Below are 19,680 nucleotides of genomic sequence, written 5' to 3' on the forward strand. Positions count from 1 at the left end.
CGATGTCGCGGCTATGCAGTTGAAATGCAAGGTAGGGCGCCTGCTGAGCCTCGGTGACGCGTGCAACCTACTCGGGAGTGTGGAGGCAGTGGATTTCATCGGTAAAAGATGACTAAAATAATCACCTTATGTTGACAAGGCTTGTACCGCTCCAAAGGTTCCGCCCGCATCCGTGAGGAAGGGACCAAGAATGGCGCGTGTTTTTTTGAATGTTTCTAATGTTGTATCGGGAATTTACAGGAATAGCCTGTTTGCCACGACAGCTTTGGTCGTGATCGGCATTGCAGCATCGCCGGCGATCACATCCTGAAGCGACAGCGACCGTCACAAGCCCGTCGGTGTTGGCGAGGCTGAATTGCGGCGTATCACGATCCTCGAGCCTTAGGAAGTGTGGACTCTTGGGATTCCCAAGGCTTAGCAAATCAGATTCAAGACTGTCTTTTGGAGGCAGTCATGGGTGTTTTGGATCGTCTGATCCTTCGGGATGAGCAGTGGGAGCGGATATCGCATCACATCATTGGTGACGAGCGCACGCGCGGTTCGTCCGGCCGCGACAACCGCATGTTTGTGGAAGCGGTGCTTTGGATTGTCCGTACCGGCTCACCCTGGCGTGACCTGCCGGAAGTATTCGGCGAGTGGAACAGTGTCTTCCGCCGTTTCAGCCGCTGGAGCCGGAAGGGCATCTGGTGGCGCATGTTCGCCGCGATGTCGGACGATCCGGACTTCGAATACCTGATCGTCGATTCCATCATCATCCGCGCCCATCAGCACGCTGCCGGCGCAAAAAAGGGGCTGAAGATCAGGCCCTTGGCCGTTCTCGCGGCGGCCTGAGCACCAAGATCCACATGGCTGTGCGTGGTCTCGGCTGCCCGGTCCGCTTCACACTTATCGCAGGCCAGAAGGGCGACGCGCCGCAAGCCGAAGCCCTGATCGAGGGCCTATCCGCCGACATCGTCATGGCGACACCGCTTACGACAGCGATCGCCTGCGCAATGCCATCGCCGATAAAGGTGCCGTGGCGGTGATCCCCAACAATCCTTCCCGTGCGCAAAAATACCCGCTGGACAAGCATCTCTATGCCCAGCGCCACCTCATCGAATGCTGCTTCTCAAGACTCAAGCAGTTCCGCAGGGTCGCTACGCGCTTCGAAAAAACCGCCGAAAACTACCTCGCAGTCGTCATTATCGCGGCTATCGTCCTATGGATCAGATAACTGTCCGCAATTCCTAGTCTGCCGTACTTGTCCGGAGACAATACGACATTGCCTAGCACTGTCCCGATAGACCCGCTCAACAGCCGCCGCAAGAGATAGCGGCCGGCAATGAACGAGGCTCGGTCTCCTTCAAATCGGTAGGTCGTCGCCCGATCCCGTTCGGCCTGTGAAAGCGACTGCTCCCAGCGGTTCCAGTCGTGTTCCTTCTTGGGATATCGCCAGAGCGCAATTTCGATGGCGGCGGGTTGATTTTCTGACTGTTGCATAGATCCAGTATGTCTGCTCAGGACCGCGCGGCAAGCACGCAGTCCGCCAATCGTTCATCAGCCGGCGCTGGCCCGATCGGCCGAGCGTTATTTTTCGGAGATTGAGATCCGATTTTCGCTCGTTATGGCTGCTTTATTGCTGGAGTTTCCAGTAACTTAGGGTCGTTGTGCGTTTAAATAATCGCGGAAGTTTCGGCCGGCGCAAAAGATTTCTGGAAACCGCACGGATCCGTTGTTTAGTTAATACTAAATTTTTGAATCTGGTGCGAGATTTTGCATTAACCGGCAAGCCGGTCGCACCAGTTATCTTCGAGGAGACCCGCATGAAGCGCCCCAGTATCAAGCAAGCCCTGATCGTGAAGCTGTCGATCATCAGCCTGTTCATGGTTGGCCTGTCCTATGTCTCGCTGAGCACGATTTCGACACTCCGTGCCAATACCGAGCAGATTGGGACGTTCTGGATGCAGCGGCTCGTGACCGCTCGCGAAATCAAGGACAACTTCCTCGAGCTGAAACTGGTCTACGCTCAATACCTTCTGGAGGATACAGCGGAGGAGCAGACCGTCGCACGGCAAAAAATCGATGCCGCCGGCGCCGCGGTCGAGAAGGTCGTCACCGAATACGAAAAGGGCGTCCGTACCGAGCGAGGGCGCGAACTGATCAATCAGCTCAAGCCTGAAGTGAGCAAATATCGCGAATTGGCAGAGCAAATGATCGCACTTGAGAACAGCGGGAAGGAGCCTGACGCAGTCCGTTTCTTCAAGGAAAATATGGAACCTCAATCCGAGCTGGTGGACAAGGCTGTGGGCGATCTGGTCGCTTTTATTCTCAACCAGGCTGAAGGGTTTGTGGCCGCCAGCGATGGTTCAGCGACGTCCGCTTTCATGTTGACGTCCGCAATCGCAGCGCTGGCCGTACTGATCGCCATGGCTGGCATGGTGTTTGCGATATTCGGCATCGCCAATCCGATCCGAAGCATCGCCTCCGCCATGAGGCGTCTGTCGGACGGTGACCTTGATAGCGACATACCCGGTGCCGGCCGCGCCGACGAAGTTGGCGAAATGGCCGGTGCCGTCGAAGTCTTCCGCCAGAATGCTCTCAATGTCGTCAGGTTGGAAACGGAAGCGGCTGCATCCCGCAGCGAGAGCGAAGCAGTGCGCGCGGCAGCCCAGCAGCGCGCCGAACGCGAGGCGGAACAATTGCGCTTCGCAACGACAACATTGGGCGGAGGCCTCCGGCGGCTTGCAGCAGGCGACATATCTTTCCAGCTTTCGGAACAATTTGCATCCGAATACGAAAGCTTGCGCGAAGACTTCAACGCCTCGCTCCGGCAATTGGGGGCGACGATCGGAGCCGTGCTGCAGACGGTGCACAGCATAGACAACGGCACTGGTGAGATTGCCTCTGCCGCGCAGGACCTTTCCAAGCGTACCGAACAGCAAGCTGCCTCTCTCGAGGAGACGGCTGCAGCTTTGGACGAGATCACCTCGAATGTGTCGATGGCGTCCAAACGTACCGACGAGGCACGCAATGTGGCCCTGGAAGCCGATATCAGCGCGCAGCGGTCGGCAGCTGTCGTGTCGGAGGCGGAGCAGGCCATGCGACGCATCGAGGACAGTTCGGAGCAGATTTCGAACATCATTGGTGCAATCGATGAAATCGCCTTCCAGACCAACCTCCTGGCGCTGAACGCCGGCGTTGAGGCCGCCCGTGCGGGTGAGGCCGGCAAAGGTTTTGCAGTGGTCGCACAGGAAGTCCGTGAGCTTGCCCAGCGCGCCGCGCAAGCAGCCAAGGAAATCAAGGGCTTTATTCAAAAGTCGTCAACCGACGTGAAAAATGGCGTGAAACTGGTTCTCGAAACCGGTACGTCGCTCAAGTCGATCGGTGAATACGTCGTACAGATCAACCAACTCATGGATGCGATTGCCACATCGGCGCGCGAGCAGTCGACTGGCCTTGCCGAGATCAATACAGCCGTCAATCATATGGACCAGGCGACCCAGCAAAATGCCGCCATGGTCGAGCAGTCGACGGCTGCTGCCGCCTCTTTGTCCTCCGAGGCAGGCCGTCTGCGGGATCTGGTCAGTCAATTTCAATTGGACGGCGACAAAAACGCGGCGGGCGTGGAGCGCAGCAGCCGGGCCTTCGAAGGCAACATGCCAATCCGGTTGGTCACTCCGCGACGCGTGACGCAAAGATGAAGCGCGATGACGTCAGATTGTTCGCCTCAGAGGTGGAGCGACGTGCTGAGATGGTCAGGTCGGCCGTTTTCCGGACCCGTATTGGCCCGCCTCGGAGCAAGTGATCGGGCCAATCAGTCGGCGAATGAGACAACGCCGATCTAAGCGTCATGAAGGTGTTGTCCGCGCGTGAGATGACCACCGCCTTGAAGGCATGAATCGGGATAATGTCAGGAGACCGAATGCCGACTTCGCCGGTGGAATATCCTGCTCCGCAGAGTTTCGTTGCTGCGCTTGGGCAAGCATTCGATAGCGAGACTGGCAGGACGATAGTGGAGCCTTTCGGAATTGTCTGGGGCAACGCTGTCGCCCTCGATAAAGGATTGGATACCTACGACATTTCCGCGCCCCGACTGGGTATACACCTTACTTTCAAGCATTCGGGCGTGGTCTTCGACCATGAATTCCAGGATGACGGCAAAGGTCCGTTCCTGTTGACGCACTGCGCCTTCTGGGGGATGAGGATGAGTACGAAAGCTATAAGGGTCCGATCTGGAAGGACTTGAGCTTCTCCAGCACACTGGCCGATGCGGAGGAGAAATTGGGGACGCCAACGAGAGTCGGCCGCCTTGGTATCCATTTCTGGGAATTGCCTGATTTCAGATTGACCATGCATTCGGGTGATTTCGTATTGGATGAAGCAATAGATCATGTGTCGTTCGCACATCGCTGATCTCCAGCCGGGAAGGATCTACCAGCGCAGCAGGCGAGGGCCGGTGAAAGCGCCGAGCGCGCCGGTGAGCAGGATGCCGAGGGAATACCAGATCAGCACGAAGGGCATGCCGTTTTCGGTGCAGAACCAGGAATAGACCCAGGCGCCCGCTGCTCCCGCGGCGATACCGGCGACGAAGCCCGTCAGCCGCAGATCCGAGGGTGCCGTACGGCGCAGTGCCCAGACGGCGCCGGCATAAATAGGTATCGCGAAGCCAAGGATCAGCAGCGGGCAATGGAGCGCCGAGGAGCCAAGGATCAGCACCGGGTAAGTCTCGGTCGGAGCCATGATGAGTTGGACGGCTGCCACCGCTGCCATGGCGGCGAAGGTCACGGCAAGCCAACCGAAAAAGCGGCCCTCGGAACCGTCGGGTCGGGAGAGCCGATAGACGGCGAGGAAGGCCGCTACCGCAATCAGCGCATTATAGGCCGATTTGATCCAGAAGACCGGCAGCATCAGCACGTCAGGCATATCGACCCGCGGACCGAGAATGGTCAGCATCAGCACCAGGGAGAGCCCGAGGGCCGGCAATATGCCGAGCGCAAAGTGCTGCCACAGTGAATTGCGCGGCACCGGCGTCAGGTCCCTTGCCAGGCTTTCGATGATGTCGTCCGTCTTTGTCACGATGCGCCTCGCAATCTCTCTCCGAGCGCCTTGAGCGCCCGGTGGATGCCGACCTTGACCGCCGATTCAGACTGGCCGGTGCGGTTTGCGGTGTCGGCAACCGACTGGCCCTCCAATTTCACCAGCCGGATCAGCTCCTGTTGTCTCAATGGCAAGCCGTCGAGCAACCGCTCGACGTCCATGCGGGCCGTCAAGCTATCCTCGCTGAAGTCGCTTTCGATTTCCTCGCCAAGCTCGGTCTCTGCCAGCCTGCGTCCGCCGCGGCCGCGATGATGGTCGATCAGCTTGTAGCGGGCGATCGAGAAGAACCAGGCCGTGAACGGTCTTCTTCGGTCATAGGTGGATCGGCGAGAATGCAGTGCCAGCAATGTCTCCTGGACCAGGTCTTCCATATCCGCTTTCGTCGCCGCGGCCATCCTGCGGCTGTAATAACCGACGAGCAGCAGGCGCAAAGCCGCCAGCAAACGCCGATACGCCGCCTCGTCCCCGTCAAGGGACAGAAGCATCAATGCTTTCAGGGCTTCTTCCGAATGGGCGGTTGTCATGCTGTCAGAGAGTTCATTCGCTAGAAGCGGCCAATCGGTTACAGGGAAGATCAAAAAAGTAACGGCATCACAGCTCTATCACATGCACGTGAGGCTGTAACGCATTCCGACGCTCTCTCGAATAGCTTAATGTGAGCCATCGGCACGTCGCCAGCGGACACGAAAATCCATTTTCAGGAGAGTTCCATGACCAAGCTTTTTTCCAGCCTTGCAGCCTGCACCTTCGTCGTCGGTCTTTCTCTCGCAGGCGTCGCATCGGCTGAGGACGCCATGAAGACCGATGCGATGAAGAAGGACACTATGGAGAGCGGCAAGATGTCGAAGGATGCCATGAAGATGTCGGGCACCAAGAAGGACTGCATGAACAAGGCCGGCATGGAAAAGGACGCGATGAAAAAGACCGACATGATGAAGACCTGCGATGCGATGAAGTAGGCGTTTCGCATCTGCGCGGCTGCTGAAACTTTCTACAGCGCCGCGCGTCTTTTTAGAGACGCAAAGGACGCTGTCGCACTTTGAATTATGTATTTGTAGGCGGCCGCGTCTTCTTGTCCCGAAATGTCCATTCATCCGGAGAACAGTCATGGCGACGATCGATGCCGGCACGCAAACCGGCCGCACGCTCATCTACCGCCACAGCCTTACTGTGCGCCTGTCGCATTGGGTGAACGTGCTGTGCCTCACGGTGCTGCTGTTCAGCGGCCTGCAGATATTCAATGCACATCCGGCGCTCTATTGGGGCCAGTATGGCGCCGACAACGACCCGTCCTTCATCTCCATGGAAGCTACCGAAGACGGCAGTCAGGTGAAGGGGCTGACGCATGTCGGTTCGTTCACCTTCGATACGACAGGCATGCTCGGTCTTTCGAATGTCGACGGCGAGGCGACAGCGAGGGGTTTTCCAAGCTGGCTTACCCTTCCAAGCTATCAGGATCTGTCGACCGGTCGGCACTGGCATTTCTTTTTTGCCTGGTTGTTCGTCCTCAACGGTCTCGTCTATCTCGCCTATGGGTTGGTCAGCCGGCATTTCGGCCGGGATCTCGCCCCGGCCGGCGCGGAGCTGACACTCACGCATCTCGGCCATGAGGTCGTCAACCATGCCCGGCTGCGCTTTCCCAAAGGAGCCGAGGCACGCCACTACAACACGCTACAGAAGCTGACCTATCTCCTGGTGATCTTCCTGTTGCTGCCGTTGATGGTTGCGACGGGGTTGACCATGTCGCCGGGCTTCGATGCCGTGGCGCCCTGGCTGCTCGATATCTTCGGTGGGCGGCAATCGGCCCGCACACTGCATTTTCTCACTGCCTTCTCGCTCGTCGCCTTCGTCTTGGTGCATGTCGCCATGGTGATCCTGTCGGGTGTCTTCAACAATCTGCGTTCGATGATCACCGGTTATTTCGCCATCGAACAGGGAGATGAACAATGAGCCGCCTCATCACCCGCCGCCGCTTCCTGATCGGTTCGACCCTGACTGCCTCCGCGCTGGGATTGAGCGGCTGCGACGCATTGGTCGAAAGCGACCGGACGAAATCGGTCCTGAAGATCGCTGAGGGGTTCAGCATGAAGGCGCAGCGCTTCCTGCAAGGCGACAACGCGCTGGCGCGTGAATTCAGCGAGGCGGATCTCTCGCCGGTCTTTCGCTCGAACGGCACCAGCATGCCTGACAACCCGCAATATCTCGACTGGATGAGCCAGCAGTTTTCGACCTGGAGACTTGATATCGGCGGACTGGTGGAAAAACCGGCTCAGCTGTCGCTCGCCCAGTTGAAGGCGATGCCGTCGCACACCCAGATCACCCGCCACGACTGCGTCGAAGGCTGGAGTGCGATCGGCAAATGGACTGGTCTGCCGCTTGGCGCCTTGCTGCAATCGGTCGGGCTGAAGCCCGAGGCGCGCTATATCGTGTTCCACTGCGCCGACGAATACGAAAAGTCGCTTGATGGCACCGGCTGGTATTATGAGAGTATCGATCTGGTCGATGCCTTCCACCCGCAGACGATCCTTGCTTATTCGATGAACGGCCGCGACCTGGAAGTGGCGCATGGAGCGCCGCTGAGGCTCAGAGTCGAGCGGCAGCTCGGTTACAAGCAGGCGAAGTATCTGACCCGCATCGAAGCGGTCGCGGATCTCGGTCGGCTTTACGGCGGCAATGGCGGATTCTGGGAGGATCGCGGCTACGAATGGTATGCCGGGATATAGCTCCTCGGTAGGGCTCTGAAACCGAGGCGAGCCTCCCATCTATTCCACCCGGGGTGTGGCAATGATCTGCGAGCGTCGCTCGAAGCCGCCATGACGTTCCTGGTACAAGAGGACGGGATCAGCCATCGCCCCACTATCCGCCATTGGCCGATCATCTCCCAGATAGTCGGCCTGTCTGGCGTCACTTCCCCGGCAGATCCTGTTCGATCGTCGCATTCTCCCTATAGCCCGCGATCCTTGGAAATCATGAAGGTTCCCATCTGTGGTTTTCCTGTTTAACGTTTATGCGACGGATTGACGCACAACCCCAGCGATGATACCTATGCGCCAATTGGTCAGGCCAGTTGACCAGATGCGTGCTTGAGGAGAAGCGCGCCGAGGAGGCCCAAGATGTTTTCGCCTGTTGAATCACGCCGCCTCTATAGGCAGGTGGCCGATCAGATTCGATTGATGATCGTAAGCGGCGAGCTTGCCGTCGGTCAGCGGTTGCCGGCCGAACGTGACCTGGCGGAACAGCTGTCGGTGTCACGCCCGACCGTCCGCGAAGCGCTGATCGTCCTGGAGGTCGAAGGCCTCGTCAACATCCGTATGGGATCCGGCATCTATGTGGTGCGCCAGCATGCCGCGACTGTGGCGGGGAGCGAGCGCGAGCCGGTGGAGGGGCCTTTCGAGCTGCTGCAGGCGCGCGCCATCATCGAATGCGCGATTGCCGAGGAAGCTGCAGGCTGCGCCAAGCCGGACGATATCGCCCTGCTCGATGAAGCGCTGACGCGTATGAGCGGCGGCGTCAATGATGCGAGCACGGTGCTTGCCGCCGATCGCGCTTTCCACACCGGCATTGCCGCGATCGTCGGCAATGCGACGCTGATCCGGGTAACCGGCGAGATGTTCGACATGCGGATGACGCCTTATTTCGCCAAGCTCGCCAGCCACTTCGAGGGGCCGGGAACATGGCGCAGCGCCGTCGACGAACATCGAACCATTCGCGACGCGATCGCCGCCGGCGATGCCGCAGGCGCCAAGGCGGCCATGCGCGCCCATCTCACCATGTCGCAGAAGAGGTTTTCCGAGAGCTTCGGGGAGGAGCTTTCGGGAGAGGAGCAGCGCGGCCGCAGCAAGCGGCCTGCGAAAGGAACGACCAAGACTTGAGACTTAACTGAGCCCGGAGGAGAGAGCGATGAAGAGCAGACTGACAACGATACTTTGCACCGCAGCCGCGATCATGGCGACGACGGCGGTCGCGCATGCTGAGACAGTGCTGAAATGGGCGCATGTCTATGAAACGTCCGAGCCCTTCCACACGGATTCCGTTTGGGCCGCGGAAGAGATCAACAAGCGAACCGACGGGCGCTACAAGATCGAGGTTTATCCGGCCTCGCAGCTCGGCAAGGAAGCCGATATCAACCAGGGCCTCAAGCTCGGCACGGTCGACATCATCATCTCGGGATCGAGCTTTGCCGCACGCGACTACAAGCCGATCGGCGTCACCTACTTCCCCTATATTTTTCGCGGTCCCGATCATTTGATCGCCTACACCAAGAGCGATGTCTTCAAACGCCTTGCCAAAGGCTATGAGGATAAAACCGGCAACCACATTGCCGCCGTCAGCTATTACGGCACGCGCCACACAACTGCGAACAAGCCGATCGCCAAATGTGCCGATATGCAGGGATTGAAGATCCGGGTGCCCGACGTTCCGGCCTATCTCGCCATGCCGCGGGCCTGCGGCGCCAACACCACGCCGATCGCTTTTGCCGAAGTCTATCTCGCTTTGCAGAACGGCACGGTCGAGGCACAGGAAAACCCGCTGACGACAATCGAGGCGAAGAAGTTCTACGAAGTCCAGAAGAACATCATCCTCACCGGACACATCGTCGATCACCTCAACACCGTGATCTCGAAGACGCGGTGGGCGAGCCTGTCCGACGAAGACAAAAAGATCTTCGGCGACGTCATGCAGGAAGCCGCCGAGCGCACGAGCAAGATGATCGCCGGCAAGGAAAACAGCCTGATTGCGACCTTTAGGGAAAAGGGGCTGAACGTTGCCGAGGTCGATAAGGGCGATTTCGAGAAGGCCGTGATGGAAAAGGTCAAGTTCGAGGACTTCGGCTACGAGAAAGCCGATTGGGAAGCAATCCGCGCGATCCAGTAAAGCCAGGGCGCGGCGTTAGCCGCCGCGCCCTTCTTCCCCAACCGGAACAAGGCCGATCATGTCGCAAGAAATACACACGCAAATCACGGCCGAGGAAATCGGTCACGAATTCGAAGGCCACGCGCCGACCGCAAACATGTCGGACTACGCCATCGAAGACTGGATCACGCTAATGATCTTCTGGCTGATGGCGGGTTGTGTCTTCCTGCAGTTCTTCACGCGCTATGTGCTGAACGACAGCTATGCATGGACCGAGGAGATCGCGATCAACTGCCTGATCGGCGTCGTCTTTCTGGGCGCCGTCATGTGCGTGCGCACCTCGCGGCATATCCAGGTGGACGTGTTCTATCACTATATGCCGGCAGGCCTTGCCCGCGTGCTGGCGACCGTCGTCGACATCGTTCGCATCGGCTTTTTCGCCTATGGCTGCCACCTGATGTGGCGCTATGTCGATATCGTCGCCGACGAGCAGATGGTCACCGTCGAGCTGCCGCGCAACATCGTCTTCTACTCCGTTCTCGTCGCCTTCGTGCTGATGCTGATCCGCGCGGTCATCGTCTTCATCGCCAATATGCGCCGCGGCTACTCCGTTCTGGAGCGCCCGGAAGAATTCCAGACCGTCGAGGATTGATCCGATGCTGCTGCTTCTTGGCTCGTTTCTGGTGCTGATGCTGATCGGGGTGCCCGTCGCAATCTCGATGGCTGTCGCGTCCGTGCTTTACATCGTTCTCTACGGCGTTGCCCCCGACATCATCGTCGCCCAGCGCATGATCGCCGGTGTCGAAAGCTTCCCCCTGCTCGCCGTGCCGTTCTTCATTCTGGCGGGCAACCTGATGAATTCGGCGGGTGTCACAGGCCGCATCTATTCCTTTGCGGTTGCGCTCGTCGGTTGGATGAAGGGCGGGCTGGCGCAGGTCAATATCATTGGTTCCGTCATCTTCTCCGGCATGTCGGGCACCGCACTTGCCGATGCGGCCGGTATCGGCACGATCGAGATCAAGGCGATGAAGGACCACGGCTATCCGGTCGAGGCCGCGGTTGGCGTGACGGCGGCGTCGGCAACGCTCGGGCCGATCTTCCCGCCGTCGCTGCCTTTCGTGATTTACGGCATGATGGCGAACGTCTCGATCGGCGCACTTTTCATGGCCGGCATCCTGCCCGGCATTGTCATGACGTTGCTGATGATGATCACCGTCGCCGCCTTTGCCTATTGGAAGCGATGGGGCTCGGACGCGCCGTTTAATATGCGCGAGCTGCTGTCGGCCGGAATGGAAATCGTCGTCGTCCTGCTGGTGCCTGTAACAATCTATTTGATGATGCGCGCCGGGCTATCGATGAACGCGGCGGCGGGCATTGCTCTTCTCGTGCTTCTGGCGCTCGACTGGCATTTCCGCTTTTCCGCCGTCATGGCGCTGATGACCCCGGTCATTCTGATCGGCGGCATGACGATGGGCTGGTTCACGCCGACGGAGGCCGCCGTCGCAGCCGTCCTCTGGTCGTTATTTCTCGGCCTTGTGCGCTACCGCACGATGACGTTCTCGACGCTTGCCAAGGCAAGCTTCGATACGATCGAGACGACGGCATCCGTTCTCTTCATCGTTACCGCGGCCTCGGTCTTCGCATGGCTGCTGACGGTGAGCCAGGCCGCAGCACTGTTGTCCGATGCGATCCTGTCGATCACCGACAATAAATGGGTGTTCCTGATCCTCGTGAACCTGCTGATGCTCTTCGTCGGCTGCTTCCTGGATACGATCGCGGCGATCACAATCCTCGTGCCGATCCTGCTGCCGATCGTCGCGAAGTTCGACATCGATCCGGTTCAATTCGGCCTGATCATGACGCTGAACCTGATGATCGGCCTGCTACACCCGCCGCTCGGCATGGTGCTTTTCGTGCTGTCGAGGGTCGCGAAACTCTCGGTCGAACGCACGACGATGGCGATCCTGCCCTGGCTGGTGCCGCTTTTCCTGGCGCTGATCCTGATCACCTTCGTGCCCTCGGTATCGCTTTGGCTGCCGGAGCAGCTCGGGCTGCTGAGATAGGAGGGATACAATGCAGACACGTCTGGCACGGCTTTACCAAAAGGGCGATCTCAGGATAGAAACCGACACCGTTCCGGTCCCCGGTTCAGGCGAGGTGCTTCTCAAAATGGCCGCCGCAGGCATCTGCGGCTCCGATCTGCATTATTATCAGGATGGCGGCTTCGGACCTGTCAGGGTTCGCGAGCCGATCATACCGGGCCACGAGGCCTCGGGAACCGTGAGCCAGGCAGGCGAGGGCGTCGATCTCAAGGCCGGCACGCTGGTGGCGGTCAATCCGAGCCAGCCTTGCGGACATTGCGAGTATTGCCAGCAGGGCTTGCCGATCCACTGCCTTGAAATGCGCTTCATGGGTAGCGCGATGCGATTGCCGCATGAGCAGGGCATGTTCCGCGAGTGGCTGGTGGTGCCGGCCAGGCAGTGCTTCGACGTGGGGGCCGCGACGACCGCCGCGGAAGCGGCCTGCAGCGAGCCCCTCTCGGTCTGCCTGCACGCCGCATCGCGCGCCGGCAATATCACCGGCAAACGTGTCCTCGTCACCGGAGCCGGCCCGATCGGCGCCTTGATGGTCGCCGTTGCCGCTTATCACGGTGCAGCCGAGATCGTGGTGACCGATCTGGCGGACGCGGCGCTGGAGAGGGCCAAGGCGATGGGTGCCAGCCGGACGATCAACGTTTCCCGGGATGCCGCAGCGCTTGGGGAATTCGAGGCGGGGAAGGGCTATTTCGATCTCGTTTTCGAATGCTCCGCCGCCGCCCCGGCGATCCGCAGCGCCATCGCCGCCATCAGGCCGCGCGGCACGATCGTGCAGGTCGGCGTAACGGGAGAGATTCCGATTCCTCTCAATGCCATTGTCGGCAAGGAGCTTCACATCCACGGCACGCAGCGCTTCCACGAGGAATTCGCCACCGCGGTCGACCTGATCGCGAGCCGCACGATCGACATACGGCCGATCATCAGCCACAGCCTGCCGCTCGAACAGGCCATGGCAGCTTTCGTTCTTGCTGGTGACCGCAGTGCCGCCTGTAAGGTACAGCTTACGTTTTAGCGGTGTGGCGCCGGCACGCTGTCATTCCGCTCCCGCACGCCATTCGCGATAGGCCAGATGAACCCTGGCGCCGATCGTCGTCAGCGGCCGCGGCGGCAGCGAAACCGGTTCGGCCAGTCGGCTAAAGACGCGACCGAGTTCAGATTGATGCCCAAGCACGCGTTCGGCCGCGGCGATGCCGGCGGCGGTCGAGTTCGACGCCCCGAGGCCGTTGCAGCCGCAGGCTGCGAAAACACCCCGTTCGATTTCCCCGAAGGCCGGTACATGGTTGCGTGTCAGCGCCATCGCGCCTGCCCAGCGATACTGCATGCCGACGCCGGCAAGCGTCGGGAAACGGTGGGAGAATTTGCCGTCGTGCAGGCGGCCGGCGCTCTGGATGGCGGCATTGCTGATTTCGATGCTCGGATTGTAGCTGTAGCGCGAGCGCACCAGGATCCGGTCGCAGCCGTCGGTGTTGATGCGCCGAACGGTCGTTCCCATCGGCAGCGCCGGAGTCGCCGCCCATTTCCGGTCGCCGCCGAGCCTTGCCGGATCGAATTCCTCCGTCAGAGATGCGTAGGTGAAGACATGGAGCAGGCGCCCGCGGAAGAAGCCGAAGCTCTCCGCATGGCCATTATTGGCCAGGATGATCTTCCCCGCCTGCACGCTTCCCTTTGGTGTCTTCACCAGCCAGCCGTCGCCGGAGCGCTCGAAGGAGAGAGCCGGCGTCTGCTCGAAAAGCTTCACCGGCTCCTTCAGACAATCGGCCACCGCTCCGATATAGGCGGCCGGCTGGATGATGATCGTGCCCGGCGAGAATAGACCTGATGTGAAGGCCTTCGAACCCGTCACTGCTTCGATTTCCGCTGCCTTCAGCAGGCGATGCGCTTCGCCCATCCTGGAAAGCTGCATCGAATAGGTCTCGAGATGCTTATCGCCTTCCGTGCTCATCGCGACGCTGTAGCGGCCGCACGGATCGAACAGCGCCTTTCCCCAGCCGTTCTCAGCGGCCAGCTCAGTCGCCAAAGCGATCGCCGAACGCTGCAAGAGCACGGAGTCGCGGAACTTGCCTTCGGACTCGCCGCTGAAATCGGCCGAGGAAACCTCGTGCGGAAGGTCGATGATGAAGCCCGAATTGGCTCCCGCCGGTCCCTCGCCGACAATGCCCGCTTCGAGAACGGCCACCCGGGCGGCCGGGTCGAGCCGCGAGATCCGGTGGGCCGCGGATAGGCCGGCAAAACCACCACCGATGATCGCGACGTCGACGCTGATCGCTTCGCCCAATGCGGGTCGAGGCGTGCGTGGCGGAAGTGTGGCCACCCAGCCAGAAACGCCGGCGCGTTTCGGAAACTTCGATGCGACGAAGATGTTCTTGGCGGCCATGGTCTCGGTCAAATCGCTTCTCGCTCCATGAGCATTTCCAGGGAGCGCCGGAGGGCTGGAAGCTTTTCCGGATCGAGCGCCCGCAGCGGCTTTCTCGGCGCGCCGGCGCCGTAGCCGATGAGCTCGGCGGCTACATAGACGGATTGCACGTAATCGCCTTCCCAGATCAGCCCCATCGACGGCTCCAGGATTTTCCAGAGCGCGCGCACCTCATCCCATTTGCACTGTGCTGCCGCCTCGACGAGGGCGACAGAAGTGCGCGGCGCAAAGTTCGCTCCGCCCCAGATCAAACCGTCGCAGCCGGCATAGAGTGCATAGGGAACGAGGGGGTCAGCGCCGTTCATGACGAAACGGCCGGTGCGGATGAGTGCCGCCTGTTTCCCTAGGTCTCCGCTGCTGTCCTTGACGGCGCAGAAGCCTGGAATTTCATTCAGCCTATTGAGGAGTTCCGGCGTGATCGCGACGCCAACCGTCTGCGGCACATTGTAACCAATGACGGGTAGGCCGGCCTTAGCAACTTCGGCGTAGAAATCGAGAATGCCCTGGTCGTCGGTCGGCCCTTCGAAGAAGGGCGGAAGCACCATGACGCCTTCGGCCCCGGCATCACGCGCCCGGGCGGTCCGCTCCACGACCTCTTCCACCAGCAGCGCCGAGGTCTGGGCAATCACCTTCGCACGGCCGTTGACGAGTTTCACGCCACGGGCGATCAGTTCCTCGGATTCTTGCTTGGAGAGATAGACGTGCATTCCGGTCCCGGAGCTGAACAGAAAGCTGCGGACCCCGGCCGCGAGATAGCGCTCGACATTGACTTCGAGCCGCCCGTAGTCGATGCGGCCGGCATCGTCGAACGGGGTGGTGATTGCGAGATTGAGTCCTGGAAACGGAAAGGCTGTCATGGAGTGAAATCCCGTTGCGTTAGGCCGAAAGTTCGAGCTAGGTTGTCTTGAGCTGCGTGTATTGATCTTGGTCGGCCTAGAGGGTCGGCGCTTCCATTCCCTCAGGGGCCGCGTACATGGCCATGTTCCGCCGGGACAGTTCGAGGTGAAGCCGCGCCAATTCCCCGGAGGCTTCGGCGTCGCGCCGCTCAATGGCCTCGATCATCTCGTCGTGCTGATCCGTCGCCAGTTCGAGTTCTTCCTGCATGCGTGGCGTATTTGGATGCTTGTAGAAGATCTTTCCGATGCGAGCATGGTCGATCTGCAGGCGGCGCAGGCTTGGGACCACGTAGACATTGTGAGCCATCTCGCCGACTTGCCGGTGGAACTGGTCATTGAAGAACACCCGGCCCTCGACATCGCAGTCGTCGACCGCCTTGCGGAAGGCGCGCTGTGTGTTTTTGAGAATCTCGAGTTCTGCTTTCGTCCGGTTTTCCGCCGCAAGCTTGTTGGCGGTAATGTAGATCATCGGCGCAAGCAGGAAGAAGTCGCGCAGGGAGTGGTAGCTCATCGAGCTGACGCGCGCGGCGCGGTTCGTCTCAAGCTCGATATAACCTTCGCCAGCCATCTGCCGCATCAGCTCGCGCACTGGCGGTCGCGACAGCCCGAACTCTTCGCTCAGGGCCACTTCATCAAGCACCGCACCGGGAGGCAGTTCCATCGTCAGGATGCGTCTGCGCAAGGCGAGTTCGAGGCTGGATTTACGGTCCGGGGCGGCGATGGCATTCATAATGTTGCTCGTCTATATAATTTCTTTTGAAGACATTATGTAGACATTAGGTGGACGTCAAGTCTTCGTCGCTCAATCTCTCAAGCCTGCTGCCTAAGGGTGCTCACAACAAAGTGCGTTACCGCCGGGAAACAAAAACGGACCCCGCGTGTTACCGATCAACCCGCGCAGCAGCATTTCCCTGCCTGGCGTGTATCCGCATTGGAGCAGGACATGGATACAGCAACGCAGTGGGCGCTTCTTCTCGGTGCCCTGACATTGGCGAGCTGGATCGCAGGCGGGTTGACGGCCGTCTTCGGAAACGTGGAGCCCGGTCATCCCCGACAAAAAGCGGCGGAATATCTGATGTTCGGGCTCAACGCCGCGGGCCTCGCCTCGGCAGTCGCCATGGTTGCAATCCTGGTGATCCGATGACGTCGATCAGCCGTTGGCCACTGGGATTCCCGTTCTAGCGTCGGGCGGCGATCTGCTCGGCGGCGGATAGCGCTGCCTGTTGCGGCCGACGAAAGACGCAGACCTGGTTGCGTCCCGCCTCCTTAGCGCGATAAAGCGCCATGTCGGCCTGGTGCTGGAGGTTGGTCAGTGAAATGTCGGTATCGAGAGCCGATTTCAAGGCTACTCCGACGCTGAGCGTCACGGAAGGGCCGACACCGGAGGAGGGGTTTGGAAGGGCGGCGGCTTCCACGCTCTCGCGTATTCGCTTTGCAACCCCGACTGCCTCTTCTTCTTCGGCATCCGGAAGCACGATTAAAAATTCCTCGCCGCCATGGCGCGAGACGAGGTCGCGATCGGCTCGCACGCAGCTCTGGATGATGCCGGCAACCTTGACGAGGCAGCGGTCGCCCTCGCCATGGCCGAGCTTATCATTGAGCGCCTTGAAGTGATCAATGTCGCACATGAGCATGGCTGCGACGACGCCGGTTTCACGACCGTCGCGCCACAGACCCTCGAGCGTTTCCATCATCCAGCGGCGATTGGCAATTCCCGTCAGCGGATCGGTTCTGGCCAGCCGCTCCAACCTTGCATTTGCATCGGCAAGCTCCGCGACCCGGCGCCGATCCCTGCAATCCAGCAGAAATGTCTTTTGCGCCAGGATGTTCATCGTCCGCCGGGCAACCACGGTCGCGATAATACCGCAGGAAAAGAACAGCGTCGCGGCGACGACGCTGCCCGCTTCCAAGATCGGGTTATGCCATTGAAGGATAAAATAAAGGCAGACGGCATAAAAGGCGATCGCGATTGTCCACGCCAGCGGCACGCTGAAGATGGTGATTGCACTCGTTGCGACGAACAGCATGATGTTCAAATGCCGTTCGTAAAACTCCCCTCCGGCAAAAACGCCGACGAGTGCCACCGAGAGAAGAATGAGAGACATTCCCGCAAGCAGCGACGCTCGCTGAACCGTTGCGGCGCGCGGCTTGCTCCAAACGATCGCCGTAAATACTGCCGCCGGCGGCAAAAGGCAGGCGGGAGCGACCATCGACAGGACGACTGGGTGAGGAAGCAGAATAGCGTTCAGCGCCAGCGTCAGAACATCGACGAATGCCACCCAGATCATCCAGGAACGGATGACCTTCGCCGTCTGTCGCCATGACTTTTCGTCGAATCGGCGGCGCAGATCTCCTGACAGCCTGATATCACGGGTTCGGCCGGACAAAAGACGTTCGACCTCATCCGCCATCGCGCCAGTCAGCGGCCGCGACGAGCAAGACCCGGCTGCAGAACCTTCGGAAGGCATGCTTTTGGCATCAATCATCCTTGGATTATCTAGCCGCGATCGAAAGGTCGGCAAGGCTTGCGCGCCGACGGCCGGATTCGTGCGTTGATATTTTGTAAACAAGTTAGCCCGCGTGATCTGGGCCAGATCGTGCTACGAACCCTTGTCCGAGAGGGAACAGGATGAGACTCAAGCTGGTTGCAGTTGCGGTCGCGGCGCTCGCGCCGGTGGTTGCGATGCTCGCCTACAACGAAGTCGCGCTTCGCAATCAGCGCAACGAAGAGATGCGCGCATCCGCGGCGGAGGCGGCCAGACAAGCATCCTCGGAAGTAGAACGGATCGTGGAGGGGCTGCACGCCCTTCTGGTGTCCGTGTCCGCCATGCCTTCGGTCCGCCACCTCGATGTCCAGGCTTGCAACGAGGCGCTCAAGTCGGTCGCCGAAAGCATTCCGAACATTCGCACCATCTTCGTCGTCGGCCTTGATGGACGGCCCGTCTGCGGCAGCATGGCCTTTCCGGACGGCGTGGTATTCTCCGATCGCGATTACTTCCAGCAGACGCTGGAAACCAAAGACTTTTCCGTCGGGACCTACACGCAGAGCCGCCTAACCGACCGCCCCGTCCTGCCGCTTGCGATGCCTTTGATGGAAGGCGAGACCGTCAAGGCCGTCATCGTCAGCGGGATCCGGGTGGACTGGCTGCAGAACCGCATCACCGAGCGTGGCGTCGCGCCCGGTAACGAGGTGACCATAGCCGACGGCAAGGGAACCGTTGTCGCGCACGTTCCCCTTCCGGAGCAGTTCGTCGGCACTGTCATATCCGAGGAATACCAGCGCCTGGTCCATGCCGAGCAGCCCGACGTGGTCGAGATTACAGGCAAGGATGGAACAACGAGCGTTCTCGGCTATCGCCCGATAGCCCTGCCTGCCAGTCCCCTCTATGTCAGTGCCGGCTTCTCGAAACCGGAGGCTTTTGCGCCGATCAACCGGGCGACGCTGATGAATACGCTCGCCATCATCGGCGGCGCGCTTTTCGCCTTCCTCGCCGCGATCTTCATCGGCAACCGCTTCATCCTCCTGCCGATCTCCAGGATAGCAGAGGTGATGGAGAAGTGGCGCAGCGGCCAGACGACGGCGCGCACCGGCATGACGGGGCCGGACGAGCTGGAAGTCGTCGGCGCTACCTTCGATCGGCTGCTCGACGAACTCGACGAGCGCAGACGCCAGAACGAGCAGGCCGAGGAGGAGCGAACTCTGCTCGTCCGCGAAATGGCGCACCGGGTCAAGAATGGCTTCACCCTCGTTCAGGCGATCGCCCGGCAGACCTTCTCGCGCGCCAATCCGGAAAGCTACAACGCCTTTGCCGAAAGGCTGGCGGCGCTTGCCGGCACATATGATCTGATCCTGTCGCGGGAGGGATCGGCCGCGCCCATCCGGGAGATCATCTCCGCCGCCTTGCGGGCGCACATTGCCTCGGAGGAACGCATTCGTCTGGCTGGCCCCGACGTGGTTCTTCCCGCCGACATCGCCCTGCCGCTTTCACTCGTGCTCCACGAGTTGGCGACCAATGCGACGAAGTACGGGAGCCTCGGAGGCGAGCAGGGAACCGTGGCCATCGAGTGGAGGCACGATGATGGGCGCGTCCTTCTCGTCTGGACGGAAACCGGCGGCCCGGCGGTGTCGATGCCGACGAAAAGAGGCTTCGGCTCCGTCCTTATAGAGCGGGCCTTTTCCTCCAAGGCGCGGGCGCAATCCAGGTCGGACTACAGGCCCGAAGGGCTCGTCTTCGAAGTTGTCTTCTCAACCGGGGGACCTGGAGGCGGAAGGTAAAGTCCAGACAGGGATATCAGTCGAGCAGATATGCCGGGAAGCATGAGCGGGTTGAAGCTGACCACGCCA

General features: G+C 60.2%; 17 protein-coding genes and 3 pseudogenes. 12 read left to right on the forward strand and 8 right to left on the reverse strand.

Annotated features, from left to right (window positions below; translation table 11 throughout):
• Window positions 1-298: 298 nt before the first annotated feature.
• Window positions 299-385: pseudogene (locus tag J3O30_RS33360) on the reverse strand (phosphopantetheinyl transferase); the annotation flags it as partial.
• A 68-nt stretch (window positions 386-453) separates the two neighbouring features.
• On the opposite strand from J3O30_RS33360, the pseudogene J3O30_RS25295 reads away from it, so the two are divergent.
• Window positions 454-1,213, forward strand: a pseudogene (locus J3O30_RS25295) (IS5 family transposase).
• Window positions 1,214-1,221: 8 nt separating this feature from the next.
• Here the strand turns inward: J3O30_RS25295 and J3O30_RS33365 are convergent.
• Window positions 1,222-1,479 (reverse strand): annotated as a pseudogene (locus J3O30_RS33365) (phosphopantetheinyl transferase); the annotation flags it as partial.
• 323 nt (window positions 1,480-1,802) lie between these two features.
• Here J3O30_RS33365 and J3O30_RS25300 point away from each other — a divergent pair.
• Entirely contained in the window at window positions 1,803-3,680 is a 1,878-nt protein-coding gene (locus tag J3O30_RS25300) for a HAMP domain-containing methyl-accepting chemotaxis protein (RefSeq protein ID WP_207584526.1), read from the forward strand.
• A 730-nt stretch (window positions 3,681-4,410) separates the two neighbouring features.
• Here J3O30_RS25300 and J3O30_RS25305 read toward each other — a convergent pair.
• Window positions 4,411-5,055: an NrsF family protein gene (locus J3O30_RS25305; RefSeq protein ID WP_207584527.1), complete on the reverse strand. Its 645-nt coding sequence runs from the start codon at window positions 5,053-5,055 to the stop codon at window positions 4,411-4,413.
• A complete protein-coding gene (locus J3O30_RS25310; RefSeq protein WP_207584528.1) occupies window positions 5,052-5,600 on the reverse strand; it encodes a sigma-70 family RNA polymerase sigma factor in 549 nt (182 codons plus the stop codon). The genes J3O30_RS25305 and J3O30_RS25310 overlap by 4 nt, the downstream gene beginning before the upstream one ends.
• A 186-nt stretch (window positions 5,601-5,786) precedes the next feature.
• Here J3O30_RS25310 and J3O30_RS25315 point away from each other — a divergent pair, with 186 nt between their 5' ends.
• The 8 genes from J3O30_RS25315 to J3O30_RS25350 all read left to right on the forward strand — a co-directional run bounded on the left by J3O30_RS25315 (window position 5,787) and on the right by J3O30_RS25350 (window position 13,038).
• Complete coding sequence (locus J3O30_RS25315) at window positions 5,787-6,035, forward strand: pentapeptide MXKDX repeat protein (RefSeq protein WP_207584529.1); 249 nt, start codon at window positions 5,787-5,789, stop codon at window positions 6,033-6,035.
• Window positions 6,036-6,183: 148 nt separating this feature from the next.
• On the forward strand, window positions 6,184-7,026 hold the full coding sequence (locus tag J3O30_RS25320) for a cytochrome b/b6 domain-containing protein (protein WP_207584530.1): 843 nt from the start codon (window positions 6,184-6,186) through the stop codon (window positions 7,024-7,026).
• Window positions 7,023-7,799, forward strand: a complete 777-nt coding sequence (locus tag J3O30_RS25325; RefSeq protein ID WP_207584531.1) for a molybdopterin-binding protein — start codon at window positions 7,023-7,025, stop codon at window positions 7,797-7,799. The genes J3O30_RS25320 and J3O30_RS25325 overlap by 4 nt, the downstream gene beginning before the upstream one ends.
• Window positions 7,800-8,189: 390 nt before the next feature.
• Window positions 8,190-8,948 (forward strand): FadR/GntR family transcriptional regulator, encoded by a 759-nt coding sequence (locus tag J3O30_RS25330; RefSeq protein ID WP_207584532.1) that lies wholly within the window; start codon window positions 8,190-8,192, stop codon window positions 8,946-8,948.
• Between the two features lie 28 nt (window positions 8,949-8,976).
• Window positions 8,977-9,951, forward strand: a complete 975-nt coding sequence (locus J3O30_RS25335) for a sialic acid TRAP transporter substrate-binding protein SiaP (protein WP_207584533.1) — start codon at window positions 8,977-8,979, stop codon at window positions 9,949-9,951.
• A 58-nt stretch (window positions 9,952-10,009) separates the two neighbouring features.
• The gene (locus J3O30_RS25340; protein WP_207584534.1) at window positions 10,010-10,582 is read left to right on the forward strand and encodes a TRAP transporter small permease; all 573 of its coding nucleotides are present in this window, start codon (window positions 10,010-10,012) and stop codon (window positions 10,580-10,582) included.
• Window positions 10,583-10,586: 4 nt separating this feature from the next.
• Window positions 10,587-11,993, forward strand: coding sequence for a TRAP transporter large permease (locus J3O30_RS25345; RefSeq protein ID WP_207584535.1), 1,407 nt, complete (start codon window positions 10,587-10,589; stop codon window positions 11,991-11,993).
• 10 nt (window positions 11,994-12,003) lie between these two features.
• Window positions 12,004-13,038, forward strand: coding sequence for an L-idonate 5-dehydrogenase (locus J3O30_RS25350; RefSeq protein ID WP_207584536.1), 1,035 nt, complete (start codon window positions 12,004-12,006; stop codon window positions 13,036-13,038).
• A gap of 21 nt (window positions 13,039-13,059) precedes the next feature.
• Here the strand turns inward: J3O30_RS25350 and J3O30_RS25355 are convergent, their stop codons facing one another.
• The 3 genes from J3O30_RS25355 to J3O30_RS25365 form a co-directional block, all read right to left on the reverse strand.
• Entirely contained in the window at window positions 13,060-14,400 is a 1,341-nt protein-coding gene (locus J3O30_RS25355) for an FAD-binding oxidoreductase (RefSeq protein ID WP_207585188.1), read from the reverse strand.
• Between the two features lie 8 nt (window positions 14,401-14,408).
• A complete protein-coding gene (locus J3O30_RS25360) occupies window positions 14,409-15,296 on the reverse strand; it encodes a dihydrodipicolinate synthase family protein (RefSeq protein WP_207584537.1) in 888 nt (295 codons plus the stop codon).
• Window positions 15,297-15,372: 76 nt separating this feature from the next.
• Window positions 15,373-16,065 (reverse strand): GntR family transcriptional regulator, encoded by a 693-nt coding sequence (locus J3O30_RS25365; RefSeq protein WP_207584538.1) that lies wholly within the window; start codon window positions 16,063-16,065, stop codon window positions 15,373-15,375.
• A 213-nt stretch (window positions 16,066-16,278) separates the two neighbouring features.
• On the opposite strand from J3O30_RS25365, the gene J3O30_RS25370 reads away from it, so the two are divergent.
• The gene (locus tag J3O30_RS25370) at window positions 16,279-16,479 is read left to right on the forward strand and encodes a hypothetical protein (protein WP_207584539.1); all 201 of its coding nucleotides are present in this window, start codon (window positions 16,279-16,281) and stop codon (window positions 16,477-16,479) included.
• Between the two features lie 34 nt (window positions 16,480-16,513).
• On the opposite strand, the gene J3O30_RS25375 is transcribed toward J3O30_RS25370, so the two are convergent.
• On the reverse strand, window positions 16,514-17,821 hold the full coding sequence (locus tag J3O30_RS25375; protein WP_207584540.1) for a GGDEF domain-containing protein: 1,308 nt from the start codon (window positions 17,819-17,821) through the stop codon (window positions 16,514-16,516).
• Between the two features lie 143 nt (window positions 17,822-17,964).
• On the opposite strand from J3O30_RS25375, the gene J3O30_RS25380 reads away from it, so the two are divergent.
• Entirely contained in the window at window positions 17,965-19,611 is a 1,647-nt protein-coding gene (locus tag J3O30_RS25380; protein WP_207584541.1) for a cache domain-containing protein, read from the forward strand.
• The last annotated feature ends 69 nt before the right edge of the window (window positions 19,612-19,680 follow it).

This window comes from Rhizobium sp. NZLR1 (genome assembly GCF_017357385.1).
Lineage (GTDB): Bacteria > Pseudomonadota > Alphaproteobacteria > Rhizobiales > Rhizobiaceae > Rhizobium.

What these genes read in the sequence shown, in the direction of transcription:
- J3O30_RS25300 (WP_207584526.1), top strand. Translation starts at nt 1,803, where the DNA reads ATGAAGCGCCCCAGTATCAAGCAAGCCCTGATCGTGAAGCTGTCGATC.
- J3O30_RS25310 (WP_207584528.1), bottom strand. Translation starts at nt 5,600, where the DNA reads ATGACAACCGCCCATTCGGAAGAAGCCCTGAAAGCATTGATGCTTCTG.
- J3O30_RS25315 (WP_207584529.1), top strand. Translation starts at nt 5,787, where the DNA reads ATGACCAAGCTTTTTTCCAGCCTTGCAGCCTGCACCTTCGTCGTCGGT.
- J3O30_RS25320 (WP_207584530.1), top strand. Translation starts at nt 6,184, where the DNA reads ATGGCGACGATCGATGCCGGCACGCAAACCGGCCGCACGCTCATCTAC.
- J3O30_RS25325 (WP_207584531.1), top strand. Translation starts at nt 7,023, where the DNA reads ATGAGCCGCCTCATCACCCGCCGCCGCTTCCTGATCGGTTCGACCCTG.
- J3O30_RS25330 (WP_207584532.1), top strand. Translation starts at nt 8,190, where the DNA reads ATGTTTTCGCCTGTTGAATCACGCCGCCTCTATAGGCAGGTGGCCGAT.
- J3O30_RS25335 (WP_207584533.1), top strand. Translation starts at nt 8,977, where the DNA reads ATGAAGAGCAGACTGACAACGATACTTTGCACCGCAGCCGCGATCATG.
- J3O30_RS25340 (WP_207584534.1), top strand. Translation starts at nt 10,010, where the DNA reads ATGTCGCAAGAAATACACACGCAAATCACGGCCGAGGAAATCGGTCAC.
- J3O30_RS25345 (WP_207584535.1), top strand. Translation starts at nt 10,587, where the DNA reads ATGCTGCTGCTTCTTGGCTCGTTTCTGGTGCTGATGCTGATCGGGGTG.
- J3O30_RS25350 (WP_207584536.1), top strand. Translation starts at nt 12,004, where the DNA reads ATGCAGACACGTCTGGCACGGCTTTACCAAAAGGGCGATCTCAGGATA.
- J3O30_RS25355 (WP_207585188.1), bottom strand. Translation starts at nt 14,400, where the DNA reads ATGGCCGCCAAGAACATCTTCGTCGCATCGAAGTTTCCGAAACGCGCC.
- J3O30_RS25360 (WP_207584537.1), bottom strand. Translation starts at nt 15,296, where the DNA reads ATGACAGCCTTTCCGTTTCCAGGACTCAATCTCGCAATCACCACCCCG.
- J3O30_RS25365 (WP_207584538.1), bottom strand. Translation starts at nt 16,065, where the DNA reads ATGAATGCCATCGCCGCCCCGGACCGTAAATCCAGCCTCGAACTCGCC.
- J3O30_RS25370 (WP_207584539.1), top strand. Translation starts at nt 16,279, where the DNA reads ATGGATACAGCAACGCAGTGGGCGCTTCTTCTCGGTGCCCTGACATTG.
- J3O30_RS25375 (WP_207584540.1), bottom strand. Translation starts at nt 17,821, where the DNA reads ATGATTGATGCCAAAAGCATGCCTTCCGAAGGTTCTGCAGCCGGGTCT.
- J3O30_RS25380 (WP_207584541.1), top strand. Translation starts at nt 17,965, where the DNA reads ATGAGACTCAAGCTGGTTGCAGTTGCGGTCGCGGCGCTCGCGCCGGTG.